At 64.9% G+C, this 23,228-nt stretch carries 22 protein-coding genes; 10 read left to right on the forward strand and 12 right to left on the reverse strand.

The window, feature by feature from the left end:
* The 4 genes from CH294_RS03615 to phoU all read left to right on the forward strand — a co-directional run.
* A partial coding sequence (locus CH294_RS03615; RefSeq protein ID WP_170944574.1) for an acyl-ACP desaturase occupies nt 1-337 on the forward strand: 337 nt, incomplete at its 5' end.
* Between the two features lie 91 nt (nt 338-428).
* Nucleotides 429-1,568, forward strand: a complete 1,140-nt coding sequence (gene dusB, locus CH294_RS03620) for a tRNA dihydrouridine synthase DusB (RefSeq protein WP_032405789.1) — start codon at nt 429-431, stop codon at nt 1,566-1,568.
* 118 nt (nt 1,569-1,686) lie between these two features.
* A complete protein-coding gene (locus CH294_RS03625; RefSeq protein WP_094737035.1) occupies nt 1,687-3,606 on the forward strand; it encodes an LCP family protein in 1,920 nt (639 codons plus the stop codon).
* Nucleotides 3,607-3,672: 66 nt separating this feature from the next.
* Nucleotides 3,673-4,347 (forward strand): phosphate signaling complex protein PhoU, encoded by a 675-nt coding sequence (gene phoU / locus CH294_RS03630; protein ID WP_032376398.1) that lies wholly within the window; start codon nt 3,673-3,675, stop codon nt 4,345-4,347.
* A 123-nt stretch (nt 4,348-4,470) separates the two neighbouring features.
* Here the strand turns inward: phoU and pstB are convergent, their stop codons facing one another.
* The 6 genes from pstB to CH294_RS03660 all read right to left on the reverse strand — a co-directional run bounded on the left by pstB (nt 4,471) and on the right by CH294_RS03660 (nt 10,290).
* Complete coding sequence (pstB, locus tag CH294_RS03635) at nt 4,471-5,247, reverse strand: phosphate ABC transporter ATP-binding protein PstB (protein WP_032376397.1); 777 nt, start codon at nt 5,245-5,247, stop codon at nt 4,471-4,473.
* Nucleotides 5,248-5,284: 37 nt separating this feature from the next.
* On the reverse strand, nt 5,285-6,193 hold the full coding sequence (gene pstA / locus CH294_RS03640) for a phosphate ABC transporter permease PstA (protein WP_032376396.1): 909 nt from the start codon (nt 6,191-6,193) through the stop codon (nt 5,285-5,287).
* A gap of 3 nt (nt 6,194-6,196) precedes the next feature.
* Complete coding sequence (gene pstC, locus CH294_RS03645) at nt 6,197-7,234, reverse strand: phosphate ABC transporter permease subunit PstC (RefSeq protein ID WP_094737036.1); 1,038 nt, start codon at nt 7,232-7,234, stop codon at nt 6,197-6,199.
* Nucleotides 7,235-7,321: 87 nt separating this feature from the next.
* A complete protein-coding gene (pstS, locus tag CH294_RS03650) occupies nt 7,322-8,422 on the reverse strand; it encodes a phosphate ABC transporter substrate-binding protein PstS (RefSeq protein WP_032376394.1) in 1,101 nt (366 codons plus the stop codon).
* A 200-nt stretch (nt 8,423-8,622) separates the two neighbouring features.
* A complete protein-coding gene (mshD, locus tag CH294_RS03655; RefSeq protein WP_094737037.1) occupies nt 8,623-9,528 on the reverse strand; it encodes a mycothiol synthase in 906 nt (301 codons plus the stop codon).
* On the reverse strand, nt 9,529-10,290 hold the full coding sequence (locus tag CH294_RS03660) for a response regulator transcription factor (RefSeq protein WP_094702639.1): 762 nt from the start codon (nt 10,288-10,290) through the stop codon (nt 9,529-9,531).
* A gap of 130 nt (nt 10,291-10,420) precedes the next feature.
* On the opposite strand from CH294_RS03660, the gene CH294_RS03665 reads away from it, so the two are divergent.
* From CH294_RS03665 to CH294_RS03685, 5 genes are all read left to right on the forward strand, one after another.
* Complete coding sequence (locus tag CH294_RS03665) at nt 10,421-11,200, forward strand: LmeA family phospholipid-binding protein (protein WP_032376391.1); 780 nt, start codon at nt 10,421-10,423, stop codon at nt 11,198-11,200.
* Nucleotides 11,197-11,616 (forward strand): thioredoxin family protein, encoded by a 420-nt coding sequence (locus CH294_RS03670; RefSeq protein WP_094608444.1) that lies wholly within the window; start codon nt 11,197-11,199, stop codon nt 11,614-11,616. Before CH294_RS03665 ends, CH294_RS03670 begins: the two co-directional genes overlap by 4 nt.
* A 251-nt stretch (nt 11,617-11,867) precedes the next feature.
* Nucleotides 11,868-12,335 carry a DUF4395 domain-containing protein gene (locus tag CH294_RS03675; protein ID WP_032405780.1) on the forward strand — a complete coding sequence of 156 codons (468 nt, stop codon included), beginning with the start codon at nt 11,868-11,870 and terminating at the stop codon, nt 12,333-12,335.
* Nucleotides 12,336-12,384: 49 nt separating this feature from the next.
* Nucleotides 12,385-13,221: a sulfurtransferase gene (locus tag CH294_RS03680; RefSeq protein ID WP_032405779.1), complete on the forward strand. Its 837-nt coding sequence runs from the start codon at nt 12,385-12,387 to the stop codon at nt 13,219-13,221.
* A 1-nt stretch (nt 13,222) separates the two neighbouring features.
* On the forward strand, nt 13,223-13,528 hold the full coding sequence (locus tag CH294_RS03685) for a DUF1416 domain-containing protein (RefSeq protein ID WP_032376387.1): 306 nt from the start codon (nt 13,223-13,225) through the stop codon (nt 13,526-13,528).
* A 79-nt stretch (nt 13,529-13,607) separates the two neighbouring features.
* On the opposite strand, the gene CH294_RS03690 is transcribed toward CH294_RS03685, so the two are convergent.
* Entirely contained in the window at nt 13,608-15,125 is a 1,518-nt protein-coding gene (locus tag CH294_RS03690; RefSeq protein WP_094737038.1) for a cutinase family protein, read from the reverse strand.
* A 384-nt stretch (nt 15,126-15,509) separates the two neighbouring features.
* Between CH294_RS03690 and CH294_RS03695 the strand changes: the two genes are divergently transcribed.
* Nucleotides 15,510-16,151, forward strand: a complete 642-nt coding sequence (locus tag CH294_RS03695) for an FABP family protein (RefSeq protein WP_052064779.1) — start codon at nt 15,510-15,512, stop codon at nt 16,149-16,151.
* 176 nt (nt 16,152-16,327) lie between these two features.
* Here the strand turns inward: CH294_RS03695 and CH294_RS03700 are convergent, their stop codons facing one another.
* The 5 genes from CH294_RS03700 to CH294_RS03720 all read right to left on the reverse strand — a co-directional run bounded on the left by CH294_RS03700 (nt 16,328) and on the right by CH294_RS03720 (nt 23,220).
* On the reverse strand, nt 16,328-17,929 hold the full coding sequence (locus CH294_RS03700; RefSeq protein WP_094737039.1) for an ATP-binding cassette domain-containing protein: 1,602 nt from the start codon (nt 17,927-17,929) through the stop codon (nt 16,328-16,330).
* Nucleotides 17,922-19,610: a thiol reductant ABC exporter subunit CydD gene (gene cydD / locus CH294_RS03705; RefSeq protein ID WP_094608447.1), complete on the reverse strand. Its 1,689-nt coding sequence runs from the start codon at nt 19,608-19,610 to the stop codon at nt 17,922-17,924. Before cydD ends, CH294_RS03700 begins: the two co-directional genes overlap by 8 nt.
* Entirely contained in the window at nt 19,607-20,644 is a 1,038-nt protein-coding gene (gene cydB, locus CH294_RS03710) for a cytochrome d ubiquinol oxidase subunit II (RefSeq protein ID WP_094737040.1), read from the reverse strand. Before cydB ends, cydD begins: the two co-directional genes overlap by 4 nt.
* 9 nt (nt 20,645-20,653) lie before the next feature.
* Nucleotides 20,654-22,222 (reverse strand): cytochrome ubiquinol oxidase subunit I, encoded by a 1,569-nt coding sequence (locus CH294_RS03715; RefSeq protein ID WP_094737173.1) that lies wholly within the window; start codon nt 22,220-22,222, stop codon nt 20,654-20,656.
* A gap of 131 nt (nt 22,223-22,353) precedes the next feature.
* On the reverse strand, nt 22,354-23,220 hold the full coding sequence (locus CH294_RS03720; protein ID WP_094737041.1) for an aminodeoxychorismate lyase: 867 nt from the start codon (nt 23,218-23,220) through the stop codon (nt 22,354-22,356).
* Nucleotides 23,221-23,228: the final 8 nt, after the last annotated feature.

Below are 23,228 nucleotides of genomic sequence, written 5' to 3' on the forward strand. Positions count from 1 at the left end.
GGACATCTCCCCCGATCAGACGCTGCAGGCCGTCTCGGACATCGTGACCAACTTCGTCATGCCCGGTGCCGGGATGCCGAACTTCCGCCGCAACGGTGTGCTCATGGCAAAGCACGGCATCTACGACCTGCGTCAGCACCTCGAAGACGTCGTCTGGCCGGTACTGCGCAAGTGGAACGTCTTCGAGCGCAACGACTTCACCGCCCGCGGAGAGAACAAGCGCGAAGAACTCGCCGCGTTCCTCGAAGACCTCGAACGCCAAGCCACCAAGTTCGAGGAAATGCGCGACCGCTCCCTCGCCCGCGAACGCGCCAAAGCCGAAGCACGCGCGTCGTAAGTTTCGCTCGACTGGTGTGCCCGGTACCGATTTCGGTGCCGGGCACCCTTTTTTCTCCTGAAAGTTCTCCCTCCGTTCCAAAGGCTCTTCCATGACATTGCAGATCGGCTCACTGGAGTTGCGCAGCCCCGTCGTCCTGGCACCGATGGCAGGCGTCACCAACGTGGCTTTCCGGACGCTGTGCCGGGAACAGGAACTCGAGCGGGCAGGTAGCACGTCGGGCCTGTATGTCTGCGAGATGGTGACCGCCCGCGCGCTGGTCGAAAGACAGCCCGCCACGATGCACATGACGACCTTCGGCCCCACCGAAACTCCGCGGTCGCTGCAGCTCTACACCGTCGATCCGGACACCACGTACGCCGCGGCGAAAATGATCGTCGACGACAATCTGGCCGACCACATCGACATGAACTTCGGCTGCCCGGTTCCGAAGGTCACTCGCAAGGGCGGCGGCGCCGCTCTGCCGTACAAACGCAACCTGTTCGGTCGCATCGTCGCCGCGGCCGTCAAGGCGACCGAGGGCACCGACATTCCGGTCACCGTCAAGTTCCGCGTCGGCATCGACGAGAACCACCACACGCACCTGGACGCAGGCCGAATCGCCGCCGACGAGGGTGCCGCTGCAGTGGCGTTGCACGCGCGAACCGCGTCGCAGCGCTACTCCGGTACCGCGGACTGGAACGAGATCGCTCGACTCAAGGAACACGTCACGGGTATCCCGGTGCTGGGCAACGGAGACATCTTCTCCGCCTCCGACGCGGTCCGGATGATGGCCGAGACCGGCTGCGACGGCGTCGTCGTCGGGCGAGGTTGCCTGGGCAGGCCGTGGCTGTTCGCCGAACTCAGCGCCCGCCTGAACGGCCGACCCGAGCCCGTTCCACCCACCCTCGGCGAGGTGGCCACGATCATCGCCCGCCACGCCGAGTTGCTCGCCGAGCACCACGGTGAGAAGAAGGGCCTACGCGAGCTGCGCAAGCACGTCTCCTGGTACCTGCGCGGCTTCCCTGCAGGATCGGATCTTCGAGTCTCGATGGCCTTGGTGTCCACTCTCGCCGAGCTCGACGATCTTCTGGCGCAACTCGATCCGACCGTTCCGTTTCCCAAGGACGCAGAGGGGCCCCGCGGACGACAGGGCTCACCGGGCGCGGTTGCGCTGCCCGACGGCTGGCTCGACGATCCGGAGGACATCTGCGTCCCGGCCGGTGCCGACCTGATGCACTCGGGCGGCTGATCCCCAGCTGACCGGCCCTCACCTCGCACGAAGTGGACCATGCCGCTCGAGTCAGTACTATGGCTTGGATTGCCGAGTAGGCAACGCGTGCGTGTGATGGAAGGCCAGGTTCGAATTCGTGGGAGACGATCGAGAGTCGGGCCCGTCTGTGCCCGAGGGTCGCGCCCCATGGGAGCGCCCGCTGTCCTCAATCAGACAAAACGGAGAGCATCGGCCTCGCTCCGAACGCCCGTCCACACCGGACCAGGATTCACCACCGCAGCCGGGCGACAGCGGCAGGCTCGGTAAACGATCGCCGCGTAATGCCGACACCGTCTCGGTGGCCGAGTTGGTGGACAAGATGTCGCGGTCGGGATCGAGTCGTCGGGTACCCACCGAACGGCCCGAGACCGAAGAACCCACCGAGATCATCGCCCCGATCACCGATTCCACGCCCCCACCCTCCCGGGCAGTACCACCTACGCCGCCGCATGCGGTACCGGAACCGGTGGGCGCGCCTACCTCGGACCGCCCGGCACTGACGCGGTTGGCGATGAGCCGGGTGCGACGACGCAGGCGACTGCGGATGGTCGGTCGGAGTCTGGTGTCTCTCATCGCGATTCTTTCGGTGGCACTGACCGGAGTGGTGTGGGGATATCTCCGCAACACCGACCAAGGATTTCTTCAGGTCGCTGCGCTCGATCCCGACTCGACGGACGTCGTCGACGCCGCAGGCCAGTACGGCGACGAGACGTACTTGATCGTCGGTACCGACACCCGCACCGGGGCCAGCGGCGAGGTGGGCGCCGGAACCGTCGCCGACGCAGAGGGAGCCCGCTCGGACACGGTCATGCTCGTCAACATTCCGGCCGATCGCAGTCGCGTCGTCGCCGTGTCTTTCCCGCGAGATCTCGATGTGACGCGCCCCGAGTGCGAGCAGTTCGACAACGACACCAATACCTACACCGGTGAGATGTTCCCCGAGGCGTACGGCGACAAGCTCAATGCCACCTACGCCCTCGGCGGCCCCAAATGCTTGGTCAAGACGATCCAGAAGATTTCCGGTCTCCGCATCGGGCACTTCGTGGGAATGGATTTCGCCGGGTTCGAGTCCATGGTCGACGAGGTCGGCGGCGTCGAGGTCTGCACCGCGCAACCGTTGATCGACTACGAGCTCGGAGACGTGCTGCCCAACCCCGGTACGCAACGCATCGACGGGCGCACCGCGCTGAACTACGTTCGGGCCCGCAACGTCGAGTCCGAGGGCAACGGCGACTACGGCCGCATCAAGCGGCAACAACGCTTCCTGTCGTCCTTGCTCAGGTCCGCGCTCTCGAACAAGGTGCTGCTCGACCCAGGCAAGCTGAACGGATTCGTCAACGCGTTCACCTCGGACACGTTCGTGGAGAACGTCAAGACCCAGGACCTGGTGACGCTGGGCCGATCGCTGCAGAACGTGGACGCCGGCGCGGTCACCTTCCTCACCATCCCGACCACCGGCACCAACGACTACGGCAACGAGATCCCCAACGACGAGGCGATCGGCGCCATCTTCCAGGCGATCATCGACGACGATCCGCTGCCCGGCGAGGAACGCGCAGAGCCGGTGACCCCCGAATCCTCGGCTCCCCCCGCCGCCCCCGACGCCCCGCTACTGGCCGTCGAACCAGGCACGGTGTCGCTCCAGGTATCCAACGCGTCCGATATCGCCGGGATGGCCCAAACAGCATCCGACGAGCTCGCGACCTACGGATTCCAGATCCTGACGGTCGGCAACTTCTCGGGCTCCGCCGCCCAGACCGTCGTGCGCTACTCCCAGGACCAGGAAGCGGCCGCAGCGACCGTCGCATCGGCGATCCCCGGCGCAGCCATCGAGCTGGCTCCGAGCCTGAACAACGTCGTCGAGGTGGTGCTCGGCTCCAATTACCCCGGATACACGCAATCCCCGACGGCGTTCGGCACCGCAATCGATGCCACACAGGTGGAGGGCACAACCGAGAGTGCGCCGCTCCCGGAAGATCTTTCGTTCACCAATGCCGCCGACGACACGTGTGCCTGAGTTCATTCATGCTCCGTTAACCCTCGGGACAGGGAACAGGTCAGTGTGACCTACTAAACTTCGCTCATGCGCGTCGCCTACAACGAACAGATGAACGAGCTTGCCGATCTCCTCGGAGAGATGGCGAGCCTGGCTGGTACGGCCATGGAGAAGGCCACCCAGTCACTCCTCCAAGCAGACCTGGTGCTCGCCGAGCAGGTCATTTCCGAGCACGACAAGATCACCGAGCTCAGTGCGGTGTGCGAGGAGAAGGCTTTCACGCTCCTCGCCCTGCAAGCGCCCGTCGCAGGCGATCTTCGTTCGGTGGTGGCCGGCATTCAGATCGTCGCCGACATCGACCGGATGGGCGCACTCGCCCTGCACGTCGCGAAGATCACTCGCCGCAGACACCCGAACCATGCCCTCCCCGAGGTCGTCAACGGGTACTTCGCCGAGATGGGACGCCTCGCCGTTCAGATCGGCGCGTCCGCACGCGAGGTCCTCGAGACACGCGACCCCGAGCGCGCTGCGAAGTTGCAGGAGGAAGACGAGGCGATGGACGATCTGCACCGTCACCTCTTCACCGTTCTGATGGACCGTGAGTGGAGCCATGGCGTCGCAGCTGCGGTGGACGTGACCCTGCTGGGTCGCTTCTACGAACGCTTCGCCGATCATGCTGTCGAGGTCGGTCGCCGAGTGATCTTCCTCGTCACCGGCCAGCTTCCGGTCGACCTGCACCAGAACAACATTCCCACCTCGTAGTACCGCTCACGTCGAGTAGCGCTGCCCGGCAGCGCTACTCGATGTCCGTATCAGGGCAGGCGCACAACGAGAAGAACCCCCGTCGAGCTGACGCTCGGCGGGGGTTCTCTTCGCGGTATGTGGCTATCCGAAGCGGCCGGAGATGTAGTCCTCGGTGGCCTTCTGCGTCGGGTTGGAGAAGATCTTCTCGGTGTCGTCGATCTCGATGAGCTTGCCCGGCTTACCGGTCGCCTCGAGGTTGAAGAAGCCGGTCTGATCGCTCACGCGCGCAGCCTGCTGCATGTTGTGCGTGACGATGACGATCGTGAAGTCCTGCTTGAGTTCCTGGATCAGGTCCTCGATGGCCAGTGTCGAGATGGGGTCCAGAGCCGAGCACGGCTCGTCCATCAGCAGCACGTCGGGCGAGACGGCGATGGCACGAGCGATGCACAGACGCTGCTGCTGACCACCGGAGAGGCCGCCACCGGGCTTGTCGAGGCGGTCCTTGACCTCGTTCCAGAGGTTGGCACCCTTGAGTGAGCGCTCGGCGATCTCGTCGAGTTCCTTCTTGCCGCGGCCGCCCTGCAGCTTGAGGCCCGCCACGACGTTGTCCTTGATGGACATCGTCGGGAACGGGTTGGGGCGCTGGAAGACCATGCCGATGGTGCGGCGCACACCCACGGGATCGACGCCGTTGCCGTAGATGTCCTCGCCGTCGAGCAGCACCGAGCCCTCGACCCGGGCACCAGGGGTTACCTCGTGCATGCGGTTGAGCGAACGCAGGACGGTCGACTTACCGCAGCCCGACGGTCCGATGAACGCGGTGACGCTGCGCGGCGGTACGGCCAGGGTGACGTCGGAGACGGCGTGGAACTTGCCGTAGTAGATGTTGACGTCCTTGAGATCGAGACGCTTTGCCATGTTCTTCGTTCCTTACGGTTCGCTGGAGTCGGGTGGGTCAGAAGTTCTTGGGCGAGAAGAACTTCGAGACCAACTTCGCGCCGATGTTGAGTATTGCGACGATCAGGATCAGCGTCAGGGCTGCTCCCCACATGCGCTCAGCGGTGAGCACGCCGGTTCCTGCCTTCTGCAGGTCGACCATCATGAGCGGCAGAGACGTCTGCGGCCCCTCGAAGATGTTGAAGTTGATGGCGGTGGCAGATCCCACCAGGATCAGCACCGGTGCCGTCTCGCCCATCACGCGGGCCAGGGCCAACATGATTCCGGTGACGATTCCGGACAGTGCGGTGGGGATGACGATCTTCGCGATGGTCTTCCACTTCGGAACACCGAGTGCGTAGGACGCCTCGCGCAGGTCCTGCGGAACGATGCGCAGCATTTCCTCCGCCGAGCGCACGATCACCGGGATCATCAGCAGTACCAGAGCGAATGCGACGGCCACACCGGAGCGCTGGAAGCCGAAGGTAGCGATCCAGAGCGCGTAGATGAACAAGGCCGCGACGATGGACGGCACACCGGTGAGGATGTCGACCATGAACGTCGTCACTCGGGCCAGCCGAGTACCTACGCCGTATTCGACGAGGTAGATGGCGACGAAGATGCCGATCGGGATGGAGATGACGGCGCAGAACAGTCCTTGCAGGAGAGTTCCGACGATGGCGTGATACGCGCCGCCGCCTGCGATGAACTGGGTGACGCCGGCCTGCGAGTTCTGCCACCAGGTAGGTGAAACCACGGCAGAGAGACCGCGGGAGATCACCGTGTAGAGCACCCAGATCAGGGGTACGAGAGCGACCAGCACCGAGAGGCTGACGAGAATCGTCGCCGCCAGGTTGGACGCTTTGCGCCTGGCGCTGACGCCCTGGAACGTGGGTTCCTTGACGGGCTTGTCCATGGTTGCAGTCATGGGTCAGTCCTTCTTTCCGGCGATGGCGGCGCGAGCACCGGCGTTGACGACGAAGGTCAGGACGAAGAGCACCAGACCGGCCGCGATGTAGGCACCTGCCTGCAGCGGGTTGTTGAACTCGCCTGCGGCCAGCGCGATCTTGGTGGCGAATGTGGAACCGCCGTCGAACAACGTTCCGCCGAAGGTCGCCTGGGTGCTGCGGATGATGATGTACAGCGCGATGGTCTCACCGAGCGCGCGGCCGAGACCGAGCATCGAGCCGGAGACGAACCCGGACTTACCGAACGGAATGACCGTGGTGCGCACAACCTCCCAGCGAGTGGCTCCGAGCGCGAGGGCGGCTTCGACCTGGCCCTTCGGCGTCTGAATGAACACCTCACGGGTGACGGCGGCGATGATGGGCAGGATCATCACGGCGAGCACGATGCCACCGGTGAAGATGGTGCCGCCGCCGGCGATCGACACCGATCCGGTGCTGAAGAGTGGGAACCAGCTCAGCGACGAGTTCAGCCATTCGGCGAACGGGCTGATGGCGGGCGCGAGGACGTAGAGGCCCCACAGACCGAAGACGATCGACGGGACCGCGGCCAGCAGATCGATGATGTAGCCGAGCGGTCCTGCAACTCGCTTGGGTGCGTAGTTCGTCAGGTAGATGGCGATGCCGAGAGCGACCGGCATCGCGAGAATCAGCGCGAACAGAGACACGGTGACGGTGACCAGGAAGAGGTCGAGTACACCGAACATCATTGCGGAGGTGTCGGATGTGTCCCATGCGCCGTTGTAGGTCAGGAAGTTGACCGTGTTGTTCGACAGTGAGGGGATTGCGCGCCAGAGCAGGAAGATTCCCACGGCGGCGATCAGGGCGATGATGAAGATGCCCGAGCCCGTGGCCAGGCCTCGGAAGATCCGGTCACCGGGACGTGTGACGGTTCCCGACGTTTTCTTGTCTGACAATTGTGGTTCTTCCGGTTTGTGCGCGGCACCCGTGGAGGGCACGGTAGCCGCGGAGGGGACGCCGGTCATCGAGTGGGTGTCGCTCATACCGCTCACTGTCTCGTGTGGGGGTCGAGGACGGTCTTGCTTCGGCCCGCGATATCGCGAGCCGAAGCAAGATTACGTCTCATTGAATCAGGCGATCGCTTCGATAGCGGTGACCAGGCGTTCCTTGAATGCGTCGGGCAGCGGGACGTAGCCGGCTGCCTCGAGGCCCTCCTGGCCCTCGTTGGCTGCACTGAGCAGGAAGGACTTGACGGCTGCCGTGGTGTCGGCGTCGTAGCCCTTCGAGCACACGATTTCGTAGGTCGCGAGGACCAGCGGGTACGTGTCGGCTGCGTTGCTGGCGTACAGGCCGTCGATGTCGATGACGAGGTCGTTGCCCTCACCCTTGAACTTCGCGGCGTCGATGGCCTTGCCTGCGGTCTCGCTGCTCAGCTCGACCGGTCCGTTGCCGAAGTCGACGGCTGCCTTGCCCAGGCTCTCCTGGTCGGCGAAGCCCTTCTCGACGTAGGTGATCGCACCGGGGGTTGCGGCCACGGCCTGGGCGACGCCCGAGGATCCGTTGGCACCTTCACCGACGCCGCCGGCCCAGTCGGAGCTGTGGTTCAGGGTCCAGGCCTCGGGAGCGGATGCGGCCAGGAAGCGCTGGAAGTTGTCGCTGGTGCCCGAGGAGTCGGAGCGGTAGACCGGGGTGATCGCGGTCGACGGGAGCGTTGCGCCCTCGTTGAGTGCGGCGATGGCCGGGTCGTTCCAGGTGGTGATCTTGCCGGTGAAGATCTGGGCGATGACGTCGGGGTTCAGCACCAGATTGTCGACACCGTCGACGTTGTAGGCCACTGCAACCGGGCCGAAGACCAGGGGCAGGTTCCAGGCCGGGTTGTTTGCGCAACGAACGGCAGCCTGGGCGGCCTGATCGTCCTTGATCGACGAGTCGGATCCGGCGAAGTCGACGAGACCGGCGACGAACTGAGTGCGGCCGTTGCCCGAGCCGCTGGTGGTGTACTCGACGGCCTTGCCGGCGCAGACGCCGGAGTAGATCGAGGTGAAGTTGGACATGGCGTTCTGCTGAGCGGACGAGCCTTCACCGGTCAGCGGGGACTTGCCTTCGCAGGTAGCCGAGGACTGTGATGCGCCGTCCGTGGTGGCGACGTTCGCGTCGCTACCGCATGCGGCCAGCAACATGGCACTGACTGCCACTGCACTCATGAGAGCACCGTTGCGCTTGAGGTTCACCTGTTTCCTCCGAGGAATCTTGGGCCGTGTTCACGCCTCGGGCCTGATCGGCCGAGCAGTGACTGTGTGGGTGCCGGCTCGAAAGAAACCTCGCACCAGGCGGCGTTGGTTGCCGCCCAGAGAGAAAGGTAAGGGCAGGTGGTAGACGTTTACCCCCGCGTGGGTGAACGGAAGATGAACACCGCGCTGGAAATGTCCGTTTAGACGGTGCGCGCGTACGCGGCGTCCACGTGGTAATTCGTGAACCCGAGCTTGGTGTAGGTGTGTACCGCGGCAGTGTTGTCGGCCTCGACGTACAGCATGATCTGACCCAGTTCGCGGCTACGCAGGTAGTGCAGGCCCGCCAGCGTCAGCACTCGACCGAGACCACGGCCCTGGGACTGCGGATCGATGCCGACGACGTACACCTCACCGATGGCCGGCTCGGCACCCTCGGCCGGATGAACTTTCGTCCAGTGAAATCCCAGCAGGTGGTCGCTGCCTTCCTCGAACGCCAGGAAGAGGCCGGCCGGATCGAACCAGGGCTCGTCTCGTCGCGAGGCAATGTCGCGGTCGGTCCAGCCACCCTGCTCGGGGTGCCACGAGAATGCCGCATTGTTCACCCGCAGCAGCTCTGCGTCATCCTGATGGCCACGGTAGGTCCGCAGCGTAATACCCTCCGGCACAACAACATCAGCGAGATCAGGACTGGCCGATGCCCGACGCATCTGCAGCAGTTCCCGAACCACCTTCAGCTCCAGACGAGCTGCAACGGACTGCGCCGCGGCGATGTTGCCGTGCGCCCAGATTCGCGCATCCGAGCCGATATCGAGTGCGCGAGAAACCAATTCGCGACCGATGCCGCGACCGCGAGACGAGGGATCGACCACCGCCTCGGCCATCCCGTCGGCGATTCCGGCGTAGCCCACGACTCGATCACCTTCGGTGGCGACGAGACGAACGACGTTCTCGCCGGCGTCGACCGCCTTCACCGCCTGCTCCGAGAGCGGCGCGGTACCGTCGACTTCCGTTGCGCGAGAAAGGATCCGGTGAACCTCGCCGGAAACTCGAGAAGACGGTGCGTCGCCGTCGATGGGATGGACGCCGAACGCAGTATCCGAACTCATCTAGGAGAGAGTACTCTCCTGCTCGAACTCGAAATCCGCATCGCCGGTATCCCCGCCCGCGCCCTCCGATGAAACTGGGCCGCCCTTGGTGTTGCGTGCAGGCCGGACCGCCTTGTATCCCACGTTGCGCACGGTACCGATCAGCGATTCGTACTCGGTGCCGAGCTTGGCGCGCAGGCGTCGAACATGGACGTCGACGGTGCGCGTGCCACCGAAGAAGTCGTAACCCCACACTTCCTGCAGCAGTTGGGCGCGAGTGAACACGCGGCCCGCGTGCTGAGCCAGATACTTCAGCAGCTCGAATTCCTTGTAGGTCAGATCGAGCGGACGACCGCGCAGTCGTGCGGTGTAGGTGCCCTCGTCGATGATCAGCTCGCCGAGCGTGATCTTGCCCGAGGTTTCCGGGCTCGCGACGCCGCCGCTGCGCCCCACCAGTAGCCGCAAGCGCGCGTCCAGCTCCGCCGGGCCGGTACCCGGAAGCAGGATGTCGTCCAGGCCCCAATCGGAGTTGACCGCCACGAGCCCGCCCTCGGTGAGAACCGCGACGACGGGGATGGCCGACCCGGTACTGCCCAGCAGGCGACACAACCCGCGTGCCGCAGCCAAATCGGTGCGGGCGTCCACGAGCGCGATATCGGCCGAACCCGCTTCGAGTAGCGAGGAGACCTCGGTGGGCACCGGTCGCACGTGATGCGCCAGAAGAGCAAGGGACGGAAGAACGCCCTCCGGATTGGGGTCGGAGGTCAGTAGTAGGAGCTCCACTGCGTCTCCATTCTTACTGCTGGCCGGTCCAGCCCGAGCTGGATTGGAGTATTCGTCAAGGACACAGACTAGCTTGTCCGTACAACTGGCCGAAGCGGGCAGTACGCGACCCGTCGGTCACAATGGACGCGTGCGCACACTTCTCATCGGACTCGTCAGCCTGCTGGCCCTCGCGCTCGTCGTGGATTTCGGCGCGGCGGCGTATTCCGAATACCGAGTCTCACGCGCGATTCGCGCCGGTGGCGAACTCAATTCGGACCCCCAGGTGATCGTGCACGGATTCCCGTTCCTGACCCAGGCAGCGGACGGCCGCTACCAGAACATCGAGATCAGGGCTCAGGACGTTCCCACCGAATACGTCGGCTCGACGACGATCGAGGCCAATCTGCGCGGCGTGCACATCGCCCTGTCCGACTTGATCGACAACAACGTCCGCGCCATTCCGGTCGACGAGCTCGACGGCCGCGTCCGCATCGAGGCGACCGACCTCGGCCGGTTCCTCGGCATCGTCGACCTGCAGGTTTCTGCGCCCCCGGCCGACAAGTCCGACGGCACGGGCGGCTCGGGTGGCTCAGGGAAAACGACTACCGGAGGCGTCGTGCTCACCGGAACGGTGCCGGTTGGCCCACTGCAGACCACAGTGAGCGTGGAAGCCGACCTTCTGCTCGAGGGAGACAGTGTCGCCATCGTGGCATCCGACTTCTACTTCGGCCCCGAGGGTCGGGCGGACTTCACGATTCCCGACTTCGCCAAGCCGACCGTGCTCGGGTTGTTCACCAAGACCATCGAGCGCCAGAACCTGCCCTTCGGACTTCTGCCGACCGACGTGTACGCGGAAGGGTCGCAGATCGTCATCGAGGGTTCGGGCGACAACGTGACGATCGACCTCAACGAGATCGAAAAGCCGTGACAGGGATCACAGTCCTGTTGGTCGTGGCGGTCCTCGCCGTAGCCACCGGGCTCTACCTCCGGAGCCGGTCCGGCACCGTGCGCGCCGTTCGAGACACCGGCTCCGACACCGACGCTCTACGCCCACTCCTGCTCGAGGCGGGCATCACGACCGACACCGCGACGGTGCTGCACTTCTCGGCGGACTGGTGCGGACCGTGCGCGGCCGTCCGTCGCGTCGTAGGCCAAGTGCTGAACGACCGCAGCGGGGCCCGCGAAGTAGAGCTCGACATCGATGCCCATCCGGTCCTCGCTCGTGAGCTGGGAGTGCTGTCGTTGCCCACCACGTTCGTGCTCGACACCGAGTTGCGTCGGCGCTCCAGAATCGCGGGGGTTCCCTCCGCGGCGGCTCTGCGGTCCGCGCTCGACGCCCTGTGACCGCACCCGCTCGGGCCGGCGGTTCGACGCGACGCTGGTAGCAGGTAGGATGCTCTTCGTGTTCTCCCGCCACGAGCTGATGCTCACCAGTCGACGCACGGTTGATCTGTGCCGACTGGGCGGATGTTGCTGTCGCTGCTGCTGATTTCCTTCTGCCGCCACGCCCATGCGTGATGTCGGCCCAAGACAGGAATCCACGTCCGAGCACTGCCCTTGCGGCGTGCCCCGGCCTCGCACAGGAGTACTTCTCGATGTCGACACACGACACCCACACCGACACCCCCACGATCGACCAGGTCGACGTCCGCGGCCCGCGCTTCGCAGCGTGGATCACCACCGCCGTCCTGGTCGTCGTACTTCTCCTGACCACGTTCTCGGTCCCCGCAGCGGCAATCCTGCTCGGGCTACAGGCGATCGTGTTCGGAATCGGCGCCGTACGCGGACCCAAGCACAGTCCGTACGGCACGATCTACGCGACGTTCGTCGCTCCGCGACTCTCCCCGACCAGCGAACGCGAGCCGGTGGCTCCGTTGAAGTTCGCTCAGCTGGTGGGATTCGCGTTCGCCGCCGTCGGAGTTCTCGGCTTCGCGCTCGGCGCTCCCGTCGTCGGCACCGTGGCAGCAGGCTTCGCCTTGTTCGCGGCGTTTCTCAACGCCGCGTTCGCGGTTTGCCTCGGGTGCATGATCTACCCCCTCGCGGCGCGACTGCGCAGCACCTAGCACTCACACCCTTCTTCCGATCCGTACAAGAAAGACCGAAAGGAACACCATGGCTCGCTCCGACGTCCTGGTCTCTGCCGACTGGGCCGAGCAGAACCTGAACGCACCGAAGACCGTCTTCGTCGAGGTCGACGAAGACGCCAGCGCCTACGACGGCGGACACATCGAAGGTGCTGTCAAGCTCGACTGGCGCAAGGACCTGCAGGACCCGGTTCGCCGCGACTTCCTGGGCCAGGAGCAGTTCTCCGACCTGCTGTCCGCGAAGGGCATCAGCAACGACGACACCGTCGTTCTGTACGGCGGAAACAACAACTGGTTCGCCGCCTACGCCTACTGGTACTTCAAGCTCTACGGCCACAAGGACGTCAAGCTCATCGACGGTGGACGCAAGAAGTGGGAACTCGACGGACGCGCACTGTCGAAGGACGTCGTCAGCCGCGAGACCACGCAGTACCGTGCCGAGGCTCCCGACCTGTCGATCCGCGCATTCCGCGACGAGGTCATCGACGCGATCGGCAACAAGAACCTGATCGACGTACGCTCCCCCGACGAGTTCTCGGGCAAGATCCTCGCCCCGGCTCACCTGCCGCAGGAACAGGCTCAGCAGCGCGGCCATGTGCCGTCGGCGATCAACATCCCGTGGAGCACCACCGCCAACGAGGACGGCACGTTCAAGTCCGACGACGCGCTCGAAGAGCTGTACAAGACCAAGGGCTACGACGACGACAAGGCCACCATCGCCTACTGCCGCATCGGTGAGCGTTCGAGCCACACCTGGTTCGTCCTCAAGGAGCTGCTGGGCAAGGAAGACGTCAAGAACTACGACGGTAGCTGGGTCGAGTACGGCTCCCTCGTCGGAGCACCCATCGAGTTGGAGGTTCACTGATATGTGTGGAGCACCCGTACAGGGCCAGACCATCCCGGCAGGCGTCGACGTCGAGAAGGAAACGGTCATCACCGGCCGCGTCCTCGCCGGCGACGGTGAGCCGGTAGCAGGAGCGTTCGTGCGTCTGCTCGACGGCACCGGCGAGTTCACTGCCGAGGTCGTCGCGTCCGGCACCGGAGACTTCCGCTTCTTCGCCGCTCCCGGCCAGTGGACGCTGCGCGCACTGTCGGCATCGGGCAACGGCGACACCGTCATCGCTCCCGAGGGCGCTGGCGTGCACTCTGCCGACGTCACCGTCGGAGTCTGATTTCGCACCACCGATCGAAACGAAGAACCCCGCACCTGCGAGCAGGTGCGGGGTTCTTTTCTGTCCAGCCGGAGATTGTTCAGTTGGGCAGGGGCGCTGCGGTGGTGCGCTCCGGAACCGTGGAGTACTGCGGCGGGAACATCCCCTCCGGAACCGGGATGCCCTGGGACTCGAGGAAGGCACCGAGGTCACTGACGCGAGTCTGCGTGCCCGGCTCCGGGAGCAATCGGGGCTCGGCGGCAGGCTGGGGAGTCTCGGGCACGGACGGCGTGGCTGGATCGACTGCAGGGGGTGCGTTGTTCTTCTCGCGTTCGGTGCGAGCGAGATCGGTCACCCAGGCGACCATCTTCTCGCTCTCCCACTCGTAACCGTCGTTGGGGTCGTTGTACCAGTAGGACAGGTGCTGCAGAAAGCCGATTGCCAAATAGGGGCCGAGTACGACGTCGACGATGCCCTTGTTGTTCTCCACCAGGCCCTCGCCTTCAGCGCGCAATTTCGCCTTCACGGTCTCGGCACCGGGCCCGAGAGCCCAGTTGAGATCGGCGAGAAGCTGGTCGGGAGACAGCGCTGCTGCAGCCTGCGCGTCGTCCACCTGATACTGCCGGTCGGAGACCTTGACCAGCACCTGCAGAAGCGTCTCGTCCGACTCGAGCCAGGACTTGTTCGTGGCGATGTCGACGATCGCGCGGGTAGCGATGCTCGCTACCGTCCGAGCGAAATCGGAGACGGTCTGCACCGGATTGAGCAGGGTCAACCGCATCTGACCGAGCACGCCGAGCGCCAGCTGCAGCAGTTCGATCTTGTCCGGCGAGTCGCAGGCGAGGTCGTAGGGACGACACGACCACGTGACCTTGTCGGTCATCGATCCGTAGTCCCGGGGCGACTGGTCCATGAATCCGCCGCGTGACTCGCCTACCTCGTCACCGAAGTTCGGCACGCCGGCCGGGCGGTAGGGCGACCCGACCATCATGACGCCGACGACGTCGTCGGACGTGACGAGCGCGTTGGGATCGCGGTGTCCGAGTTCGATCGCGAGTCGATCGAGAACCTCACCGCCGACGCTGTACCCGAGCAGGACGAACTTGGTCTTCTCGCCGCACTTGGTCTTGTACTCGTCCATCAACCGATTGGTCGACGCGAGGCCGTCGGCGATCGATTCCTGGTAGGTGGCCACGTTGTCGATGACGTCGAAGCCGTACGTGGAGGTGTAAGGGACGTAGAGCCAGCCGACGGTACCGGGGCTGTCCGCGTTCGCCTCACCGACCGGAACGGTGACGTTGCCGACCCAGTTCGACGCGATCGTCTGTGCTTCTTCGTTGAGCGGATTGCGATCTGCGGCCGAGTCGGTGGCTCCGGACACGGCCAACAGCAGCACGTCCGGGCAGTCCTGCGCGTAGTTGTTGGGATCGATGTTCGGACCCTGCGAGGACCCGAAGTCTGCGGAACCCGAGTCCGCCGATCCGGAGTCCGCCGATCCGGAGTCGGGTGCGGCGAGCGCAGCAGCGGGTGCTGCGAGCGCCAGCGCCAGGGTCACCACAGCAGACCTGAACAACACGGATCCGAACGACGATGTCAGAGCGCGTTTACGACGCAGCATTGTTGCGGAGACCTCCCCAGCCTTCGTGACAGAACACAGTGAAACACGTCGGAAATCCGCCCGCGAGCGCCCGACGTCCCCCGAAGAAGGTACCTGCTTGCCGGGATTTCTCCACCAATACGAGTGATCCAGCGCACTGACGACCCCGAAGTTGGGTAGATGTCACCAAGGACACACGTCGGATTCGGGCCGCTGTTCTCGGTGGGAAACTACGCGGGTTAAACTCGATCCCGTGGTCATCTTCTTCGAGGTATTGCTTGCGCTTGCGGCAATTGCCATCATCGCGTTCTCGCTCTACGTCGTCTACCGACTGGTCAACGACGAGTCGTGACGGATCCGGTTGCGGGGCAACCCGGCAGTACTGACGAGGGACGAAACGCCCCCATCACCAGTGGTGACGAAGCGATAGCGGCGGCCGAACAGAAGTTCGCCGAGGCATCGTTGCGCAACGTCCCGGTACTGCCCGATATCCCCCATCCCGACGACACTGCCAACCTGCGACTCGGTCCCGATCTGAACCCGTCGATGCTGGCCCTGTTGCCACTCGTCGGTGTCTGGCGCGGTGAGGGCGAGGGGCACGACCCCGAACTGGGAACCGATTACCTCTTCGGACAGCAGATCGTCATCACCCACGACGGCGGCAGCTACCTGAGCTGGGAATCGCGCTCCTGGCGGCTGGACTCCGACGGCAACTACGCTCACCCCGACCTCCGCGAGACCGGATTCTGGCGCGTCAGCGGCGGCCACGGCGTCAAGGGTTCCGAGAACGAAGAGGTCATCGAGCTCCTGCTGACCCACAGCACCGGTGTGGTCGAACTCTATTACGGACACGCACTCACCAAGTCGTCCTGGGAACTCGCCACCGACGTCGTCATCCGCAGCACCTCGGGTGCGCTGGTCGGCGGGGCGAAGCGGCTCTACGGCATCGTCGAGGGTGGAGATCTGGCGTACGTCGAGGAACGTGTCGTCGCCGACGGCCCACTCGCACCGCGGTTGTCCGCGCGGCTCTCTCGCTACATCGGCTGAATCTTTCTTTCTGCTCGCACGCGAACGGCCCCCGAGCCATACCTGCTTTCAGGTCCCGACCGGACAGGTCGGGGGCTCGGGGGCCGGGTAGCTGCCTGGGATTCGCTTGCCGCTCGCGCGGTCTTCGCAGTGAATCCGTCAGCGATAGCGGCTAGCTGACAGCCACCTCACGCGTCCTAGAGTTCATCAACTTCAGACCACCTCCTCTCTCGTGTACTCCCAACGTACGCCGGAGATTCCGAGTCGGCAAAGTGTTTTTTCTTCGGGTCTGCTCCGAGATCGATCACCTGGTCGGCATCGGTGTTCTCCGGCAATTGATGGGTGACGACCACTACGGTTCGGTCGGCACCGAACAGGCCGCCGTCGGTGGTGAGCAGCTCGCGCAGTATTCGCATCCCGGAGACTCTGTCGAGGTGTTCCGTCGGCTCGTCCAGCAGCACGATCGGTGCGGTACCGAGCAGAGCGCGCGCGAGCAGCAGCCTGCGCCGCTCTCCCCCGGACACCGCCTGTGCGCCGCCCACCAGAGTTGTGTTGACACCGAGGGGCATCGCGTCGAGCCACGAGCCGAGGCCGACTTTTCGCAGCGCCTTCGCTGCTTCCTCCTCGTTCACGTCGCCGCGTACCACCCGCAGATTCTCCAGAATCGAGGTGTCGAACAGATGCGCATCCTCGGCGAACAGCGCTGCGTCCGAGCCGTATTCCTCGGCAAGTGCGCGTAACATCGTCGTTTTCCCGGATCCACTGGGGCCGATGACTGCGCTTCGCGCATGTTCGCGGAAGTTCGTAGCAGGGGTCGAAGTTCTGCTCACATGCGGCGGAGCCGCATCGAGCATCGCCATGATTCGGGTGGCTGCGATTCGGCCGCGCATCAGCGCGACAGCCGCCCCGGGGAGCGCGGCAGTCGCCTCGAACGCAGCCAGCGGAACCAGCACGATGATCGCCAGTGCCATCGGCGTCATACCGCCGGCGGTGCCTCCGTCCGGTCCGTACAGACCGATTCCGACGAGCAAGGACCCGATCACCGACGCTCCGATCGACAGCGGCCCAGCGGCGTCGGCCATGGCCGACGGACGGGCGGCGCGGTCCCGGGCAACCACCGAATCCTCTGCTGCGCTTCGAGCTTCGGCCAGTGTTGCGTCCAGTCGCCCGGCGACCCGTAGTTCCGCAGCATGGTCGAGGGCGCGGACGGCCGACTCCGCGAACCGCGCGTCGGCGTCGGCACCGGCCTCTTCGGCGATCCTCGCCGACCGCGCCGCCAGCATCGGTGCGCCCACTCCGGCGATCAGCAACGCCACTGCCATGATCGACGCGGCAGCAGGCGCGATGCCGGCGAGCAGGCCCACCGCCGCGAACATCATCACGACGCTGACACAGATGGGCACCACGGCCCGCACGACGACGTCGCCGAGCACGTCCACGTCTGCTCCGGTGCGCGCGAGAACGTCACCGCGCCGCAGGTGGATCGCACCGTTTCCGTTCGCCAACCTCTCGTAGATTCCGGTGCGAGCTGCCGTCGTACCGCGCAGTGCCGCATCGTGTGTGGACAGTCGTTCCAGATATCGGAACACACCCCGCGAAATGCCCAGCGCCCGAACGGCTACCACGGCCACGGACAGATCGAGCACGGGTGGCATCTGCCAGGCTCGGGTGATCAACCATGCCGAGAGCGCGGCCAGAGCCAGCGCACTCCCGAGGGTCGCCACCCCGGCGGCCACGGCCACCGCTACCCGCCGCGGGGAGAGCTCCAACAACGCCAACGCCCGACGCAGATCAGACATGATCGACCTTCGGCTGCAGAGTCGCGTCACTGCGCACCTCGACGACTCGGTCGGCGGCATGCAACACCGACCGCCGGTGACCCACCATCACCACAGTGACTCCTCGGTCGGCCGCGGCCCGAACAGCCTGCAGCACAGTCTTTTCCCGCGCCGAGTCGAGGTGTGCGGTCGGCTCGTCCAGCACCATCACCGAAGCATTCGAGACGAAGGTCCGGGTGAGGGCGAGGCGCTGCAGTTCGCCGAGCGACAGCCCCACTCCGCCCTGACCGACGCAGGTGTCCCAGCCGGCCGGATGATCTCGGAGAACCTCGTCGAAGCCGGCCGAACGGCACGCCGCAATCAAAGCATCCGAATTGGGCACTCCGTGCAGGGTGACGTTCTCGTACAGCGTGCCGGGCAACAACACCGGCCGCTGCGGAAGCCAGGCAACCTGCGCCCACCACTGGTCGAGGTCGAGTTCGGCCACCGGCACTCCCCCTATTCTCACCGCGCCGCTCGAAGGCGTTGTCAGTCCCAGGATTGCTTGTAGTGCAGTCGATTTGCCTGCGCCGTTCGGTCCGGTCAGTACCGTGACGGTGCCCGCTCGGCACACTGCACTGAGCTCTGCCGGAGCCTCGCCGTCTCGACTCGTGACAGTGAGTCCGTCGAGTTCGATGTTCGCGGCCGAGGCGTCGACCGTTCGACCACCACTCGGCCGAACCGTCCGGCGGTCCAACACGCGGAATGCTCGGCCCGCGGCCTCGACGCCGTCCTCGGCCGCATGGAATTGAGTGCCCACGGACCGGAGTGGAAAGTACACCTCGGGCGCGAGGATCAACGCGACGATGCCTGCCTCGAGTGTCATCTCCCCGAATACCAGCCGCAGTCCGATACCGACGGCCACCAGCGCGACACACAGGGTCGCGAGCAGTTCGAGAACCATCGACGAGAGGAAGGCAACCTTCAACGCGCGCATCGTCGTTCGCCGATGTGCATCGCCCAGCGCCCGGATGCGGGCGGCGGGCCCGTGTTCGCGCCCCAGTGCGCGCAATGTCGGCAGACCGGCCAACAGGTCGAGTAACTGCGCCGACAGCCGGGTCATCGTGGTGAGCGTCGCAGCCGCTCGCCCCTTGGTCAGCAGTCCGATCAGGATCATGAAGATCGGGATGAGCGGCAGGGTCACCGCAATGATCACCGCCGATGTCACGTCCTGGGTCAGGATGACGACCAGGACCAACGGGGTGACGATGACGGCCAGCACCAGCGCCGGTACGTAGCCGATCAGGTACGCCCGCAATCCGCCGATGGCGCGAGTCACGACGACCGCCAGCTCTTCACGTTCGGAGTCGAGTTCCCTAGGCTCGAAACGAGTTGCGGTCGTGAGCACTTCGAGCTCCAGCTCGGCCACCACTCGCGATGCCGACCGGTGCGCGTATCGAGACTGGGCTCCGGCCGCAAGCACGCGAACTGCCATCGCACATCCCAGGACCACCAGTTCCGTGGTCCAGTCGGACAACGATCTGGCCGTCGGGTCGGTGATGACGCCCGCCAGAACGCGGCCGATGGCAAGCGCGCTCACGATGATGCACAGGGTGACGACGGTCGACAGTCCGACCGTCGTCACGAGGTAGCCCCGCGCGGAGCGAGAGTACTTCCACAGTCTGGGATCGACCGGTGCCCGTGAGCGAGCGGGTGCGCTCACGACTTCACCGTCAGTCCGATCGAGTCCGGTATCTGTGCGCTCGAAATGCGTTGCCGGAAGACCCAGTACGTCCAGGCCTGGTAACCGATGACGACGGGGGCAGCGAAGGCCGCGGCCCACGTCATCACCTTCAGCGTGTACGGGCTGGACGACGCGTTCGCGATGGTGAGATCGAAGGCGGCGTCCGTGCTGGACGGCATGACGTTGGGGAACAGGGAGGCGAACAGCAGCACGACGACGGCGACGATGGCGATGCTGGTGAAGACGAAGGCCCAGCCTTCGCGTACTTTCGCCGTCAGCGCGACGACGAGCAGCAGCGCTACTGCTGCCACCGCGACGAGTGCCCAGGTCCAGGTCTTCCCGTACGCGAGTTGTGTCCACAGTGCGAAGGCTCCACCGACGAGCACTGCCGGAACCGACAGCCACGCTGCCATTTTCACCGAGTCCTCGTGTACATCCCCGGAGGTCTTGAGCGCGATGAACACGGCACCGTGCAGTGCGAACACCACGGCCATCGTTACTCCGCCGAGCAATGCGTACGGGTTGAGCAGGTCGAAGAACCCTGCGGTGACCTTCTTGTTCTCGTCGATCGCGACTCCGCGCACGATGTTGGCGAACGCGACGCCCCACAGCACCGCCGGAACCCACGAGCCGATGCCGATTCCGATGTCGCAGCGTCGACGCCAGGCCGGGTCGTCGATCTTTCCGCGCCATTCGATGGCGCAGATGCGCAGGATCAGCGCCACCAGGATCAACAACAGCGGCAGGTAGAAGCCCGAGAACAACGTGGCGTACCACTCGGGGAACGCTGCGAAGAGGGCACCGCCTGCGGTGATGAGCCAGACTTCGTTGCCGTCCCAGACCGGACCGATCGTGTTCAGGACGGCGCGCCTGCGCTTCTCACCCGTCGCGGCGTCCGGGTGCCTGCCCAGAATGGGCATGAGCATGCCGACGCCGAAGTCGAAGCCTTCGAGCACGAAGTAGCCGACGAAGAAGAAAGCGATGATGAGGAACCAGAATTCGGGCAGTGACATGACTATCCCCTAGTACGCGAACGAGAGCTGTTTGGGCTCTTCGTCTTCCGAATCCGGTGGGTCGACGTGCGGGTGCGCGTCGTGGTCGAGAGGTCCTTCGACGACGTAGCGTCGAAGCAGGTAGAACCAGACGCCCCCGAGAGCGGCGTAGAGCAGTGTGAACGTTACAAGCGATGCGACGACGAGGCCGACGGGATGGTCGGAGACGCCTTGATCGACGGTGAGCCGGATCTGGTCGACTCCCGAGAGATTCGGCGCGACAACCCATGGCTGACGGCCCATTTCGGTGAAGATCCAGCCGGCACTGTTGGCCAGGAACGGGGTCGGAATGGCCAGCAGCGACAACCACGAGAACCACTTCTGGTCGGGAATCCGGCCACCTCTGGTGACCCACAATCCCGCGACGGCGAGCAGGGCCGAGCCTGCGGCCAGTCCGATCATCATCCGGAATGCCCAGTACGTGACGAACAGGTTGGGCTTGTAGTTGCCCGGGCCGAATTGCTGCTCGTACTGGTCCTGTAGTTGGTTGACGCCCTGCACGGTGGCACCGAAATCGTTCTCCGCCAGGAACGAGGTGAGGCCGGGAATCGAGATGAGGTGCACCACGGATTCGCAGTTGTTGTGGGTACCCACGGTCAAGAGCGAGAAGCTGGCTCCGGTTTCCGTGTCGCACAACGATTCTGCGGATGCCATCTTCATCGGCTGCTGCTCGAACATGAGCTTGCCCTGAATGTCTCCGGTGATGGCGAGCGCGCCGCCTGCGACGATCATGACGATGAAGGACATGCGCGCTGCAGATCGGAACATCGTGCGCGAGTCGGTTGCCGGGAGCGGAGCCTGCGGAGTGACCCCTTTATCGGAGAGCGGAGCCTGCGGAGTGACCCCTTTATCGTAGAGCGGAGCCTGCGGAGTGACCCCAGTGGCCGGGCTGTCCAGCTTCTTCTTCCGCGCCTCGCGTACCATCCACCAACCGGAGATGCCGGCGACGAAGGTTGCGGCGGTGAGGAATGCACCCGCAACGGCGTGCGGAAAGGCCGCCAGCGCAGTGTTGTTGGTGAGCAGCGCCCAGATATCGGTGAGCTCGGCGCGGCCGGTCTCCTCGTTGTAGATCGCGCCGACGGGATGCTGCATCCAGGAGTTGGCTGCGATGATGAAGAAGGCAGAGGCGTTGACGCCGATGGCAACGAGCCAGATCGTCGCCAGGTGAACGAGTTTGGGGAGTCTGCTCCAGCCGAAGATCCACAGCCCGAGGAACGTGGACTCGAGGAAGAATGCCACCAGTCCCTCGAGCGCGAGTGGCGCACCGAACACGTCACCGACGAAGCGCGAGTATTCGCTCCAGTTCATCCCGAATTGGAATTCCTGGACGATTCCGGTCGCGACGCCGAGGGCGAAGTTGATGAGGAACAGCTTGCCGAAGAACTTGGTGAGCCGATACCAGGAGTCCTTGCCGGTGATCACCCACATGGTCTGCATGGCGGCCACCATCGGCGCGAGGCCGATCGTGAGAGGTACGAGAATGAAGTGGTAAACGGTGGTGATACCGAACTGCCACCGCGAGACATCCAACGCGTCCATCGATACTCCGAACTCTTCCACCCGAGCTGTGACGGGCAACACCGCAGGTCAGGGCGTTGGCCCGCGACTGATTCGAATGTACTACTACGAGTAGTAGTAGGGAAGAGTCTTTCGGCAGGGCCGTTGGGCACCTATCGCGTGGCGGCGACTTCCACGGCTCGATCGACCATCTCGGCCACCTCTTCGCCGCTCCCGGAACGACCGAGAACAACGCCGTTCATCGCCATCACCCGCGCCGCGAGGGTGACACTCGAGACCAACCAAACGCTATCTGCCGCAATGAGATCCGCTGGGTACAGATGCCCGTGCTCGCAGGTCCAGCCGGCCGCCTCGGCAACCTGGAACAACCCGGCGACGGTGGTTCCGGCCAGGATGCCCTGCTCCACCGACGGTGTGACGAGTGTCTTACCGCGCGCGAGCACCACCGTGGACCGTGGACCTTCCAGTACCCGCCCCTCGCTGCTCAGGTAGATGACGTCGTCGACCCCCTGTGCGGACGCGTGCCGCAGTGCTGCCATGTTCGTCGCGTACGACAGTGTTTTCGCGCCGGCGAGCTGCCACGGCGCAGTCGCCGAGAACTCGACCGAATAGCCTCGATCGAGCGTGATCACCGACACCCCGTTCGCACGCGCTGTCCGCACCCGCTCGGGAAGGGGCCCCACCGTCACGAACGCCGTCGGCTCTCCGCCGCTTTCGCGTCCCCGACTGAGTACCAACCGGAGCACGGCCTCGTCCACCGAGCCCTCGGTCCAGAGACCGACGGACTTGTCGATCACGGTTCGCCACTCGTCCAGATCGGGAGCAGGCAGTTCCAGTGCCGTCGCCGACGCCGCCAGACGGGCCAGGTGCAACTCCACGGCGCAGGCAGCGCCGCCCCGCACGAGCAATGTCTCGAACACCCCGTCGCCGCGTACGGCAGCCAGGTCGTCGGCGAACAACAACGGCTGCCCGGCGTCGTGCACTCGGCCGTCCAACGTCACCACTACCGAATCGGCCATGGCCGTCA

Source organism: Rhodococcus sp. 14-2483-1-1, assembly GCF_002259335.1.
GTDB lineage: Bacteria > Actinomycetota > Actinomycetes > Mycobacteriales > Mycobacteriaceae > Rhodococcoides.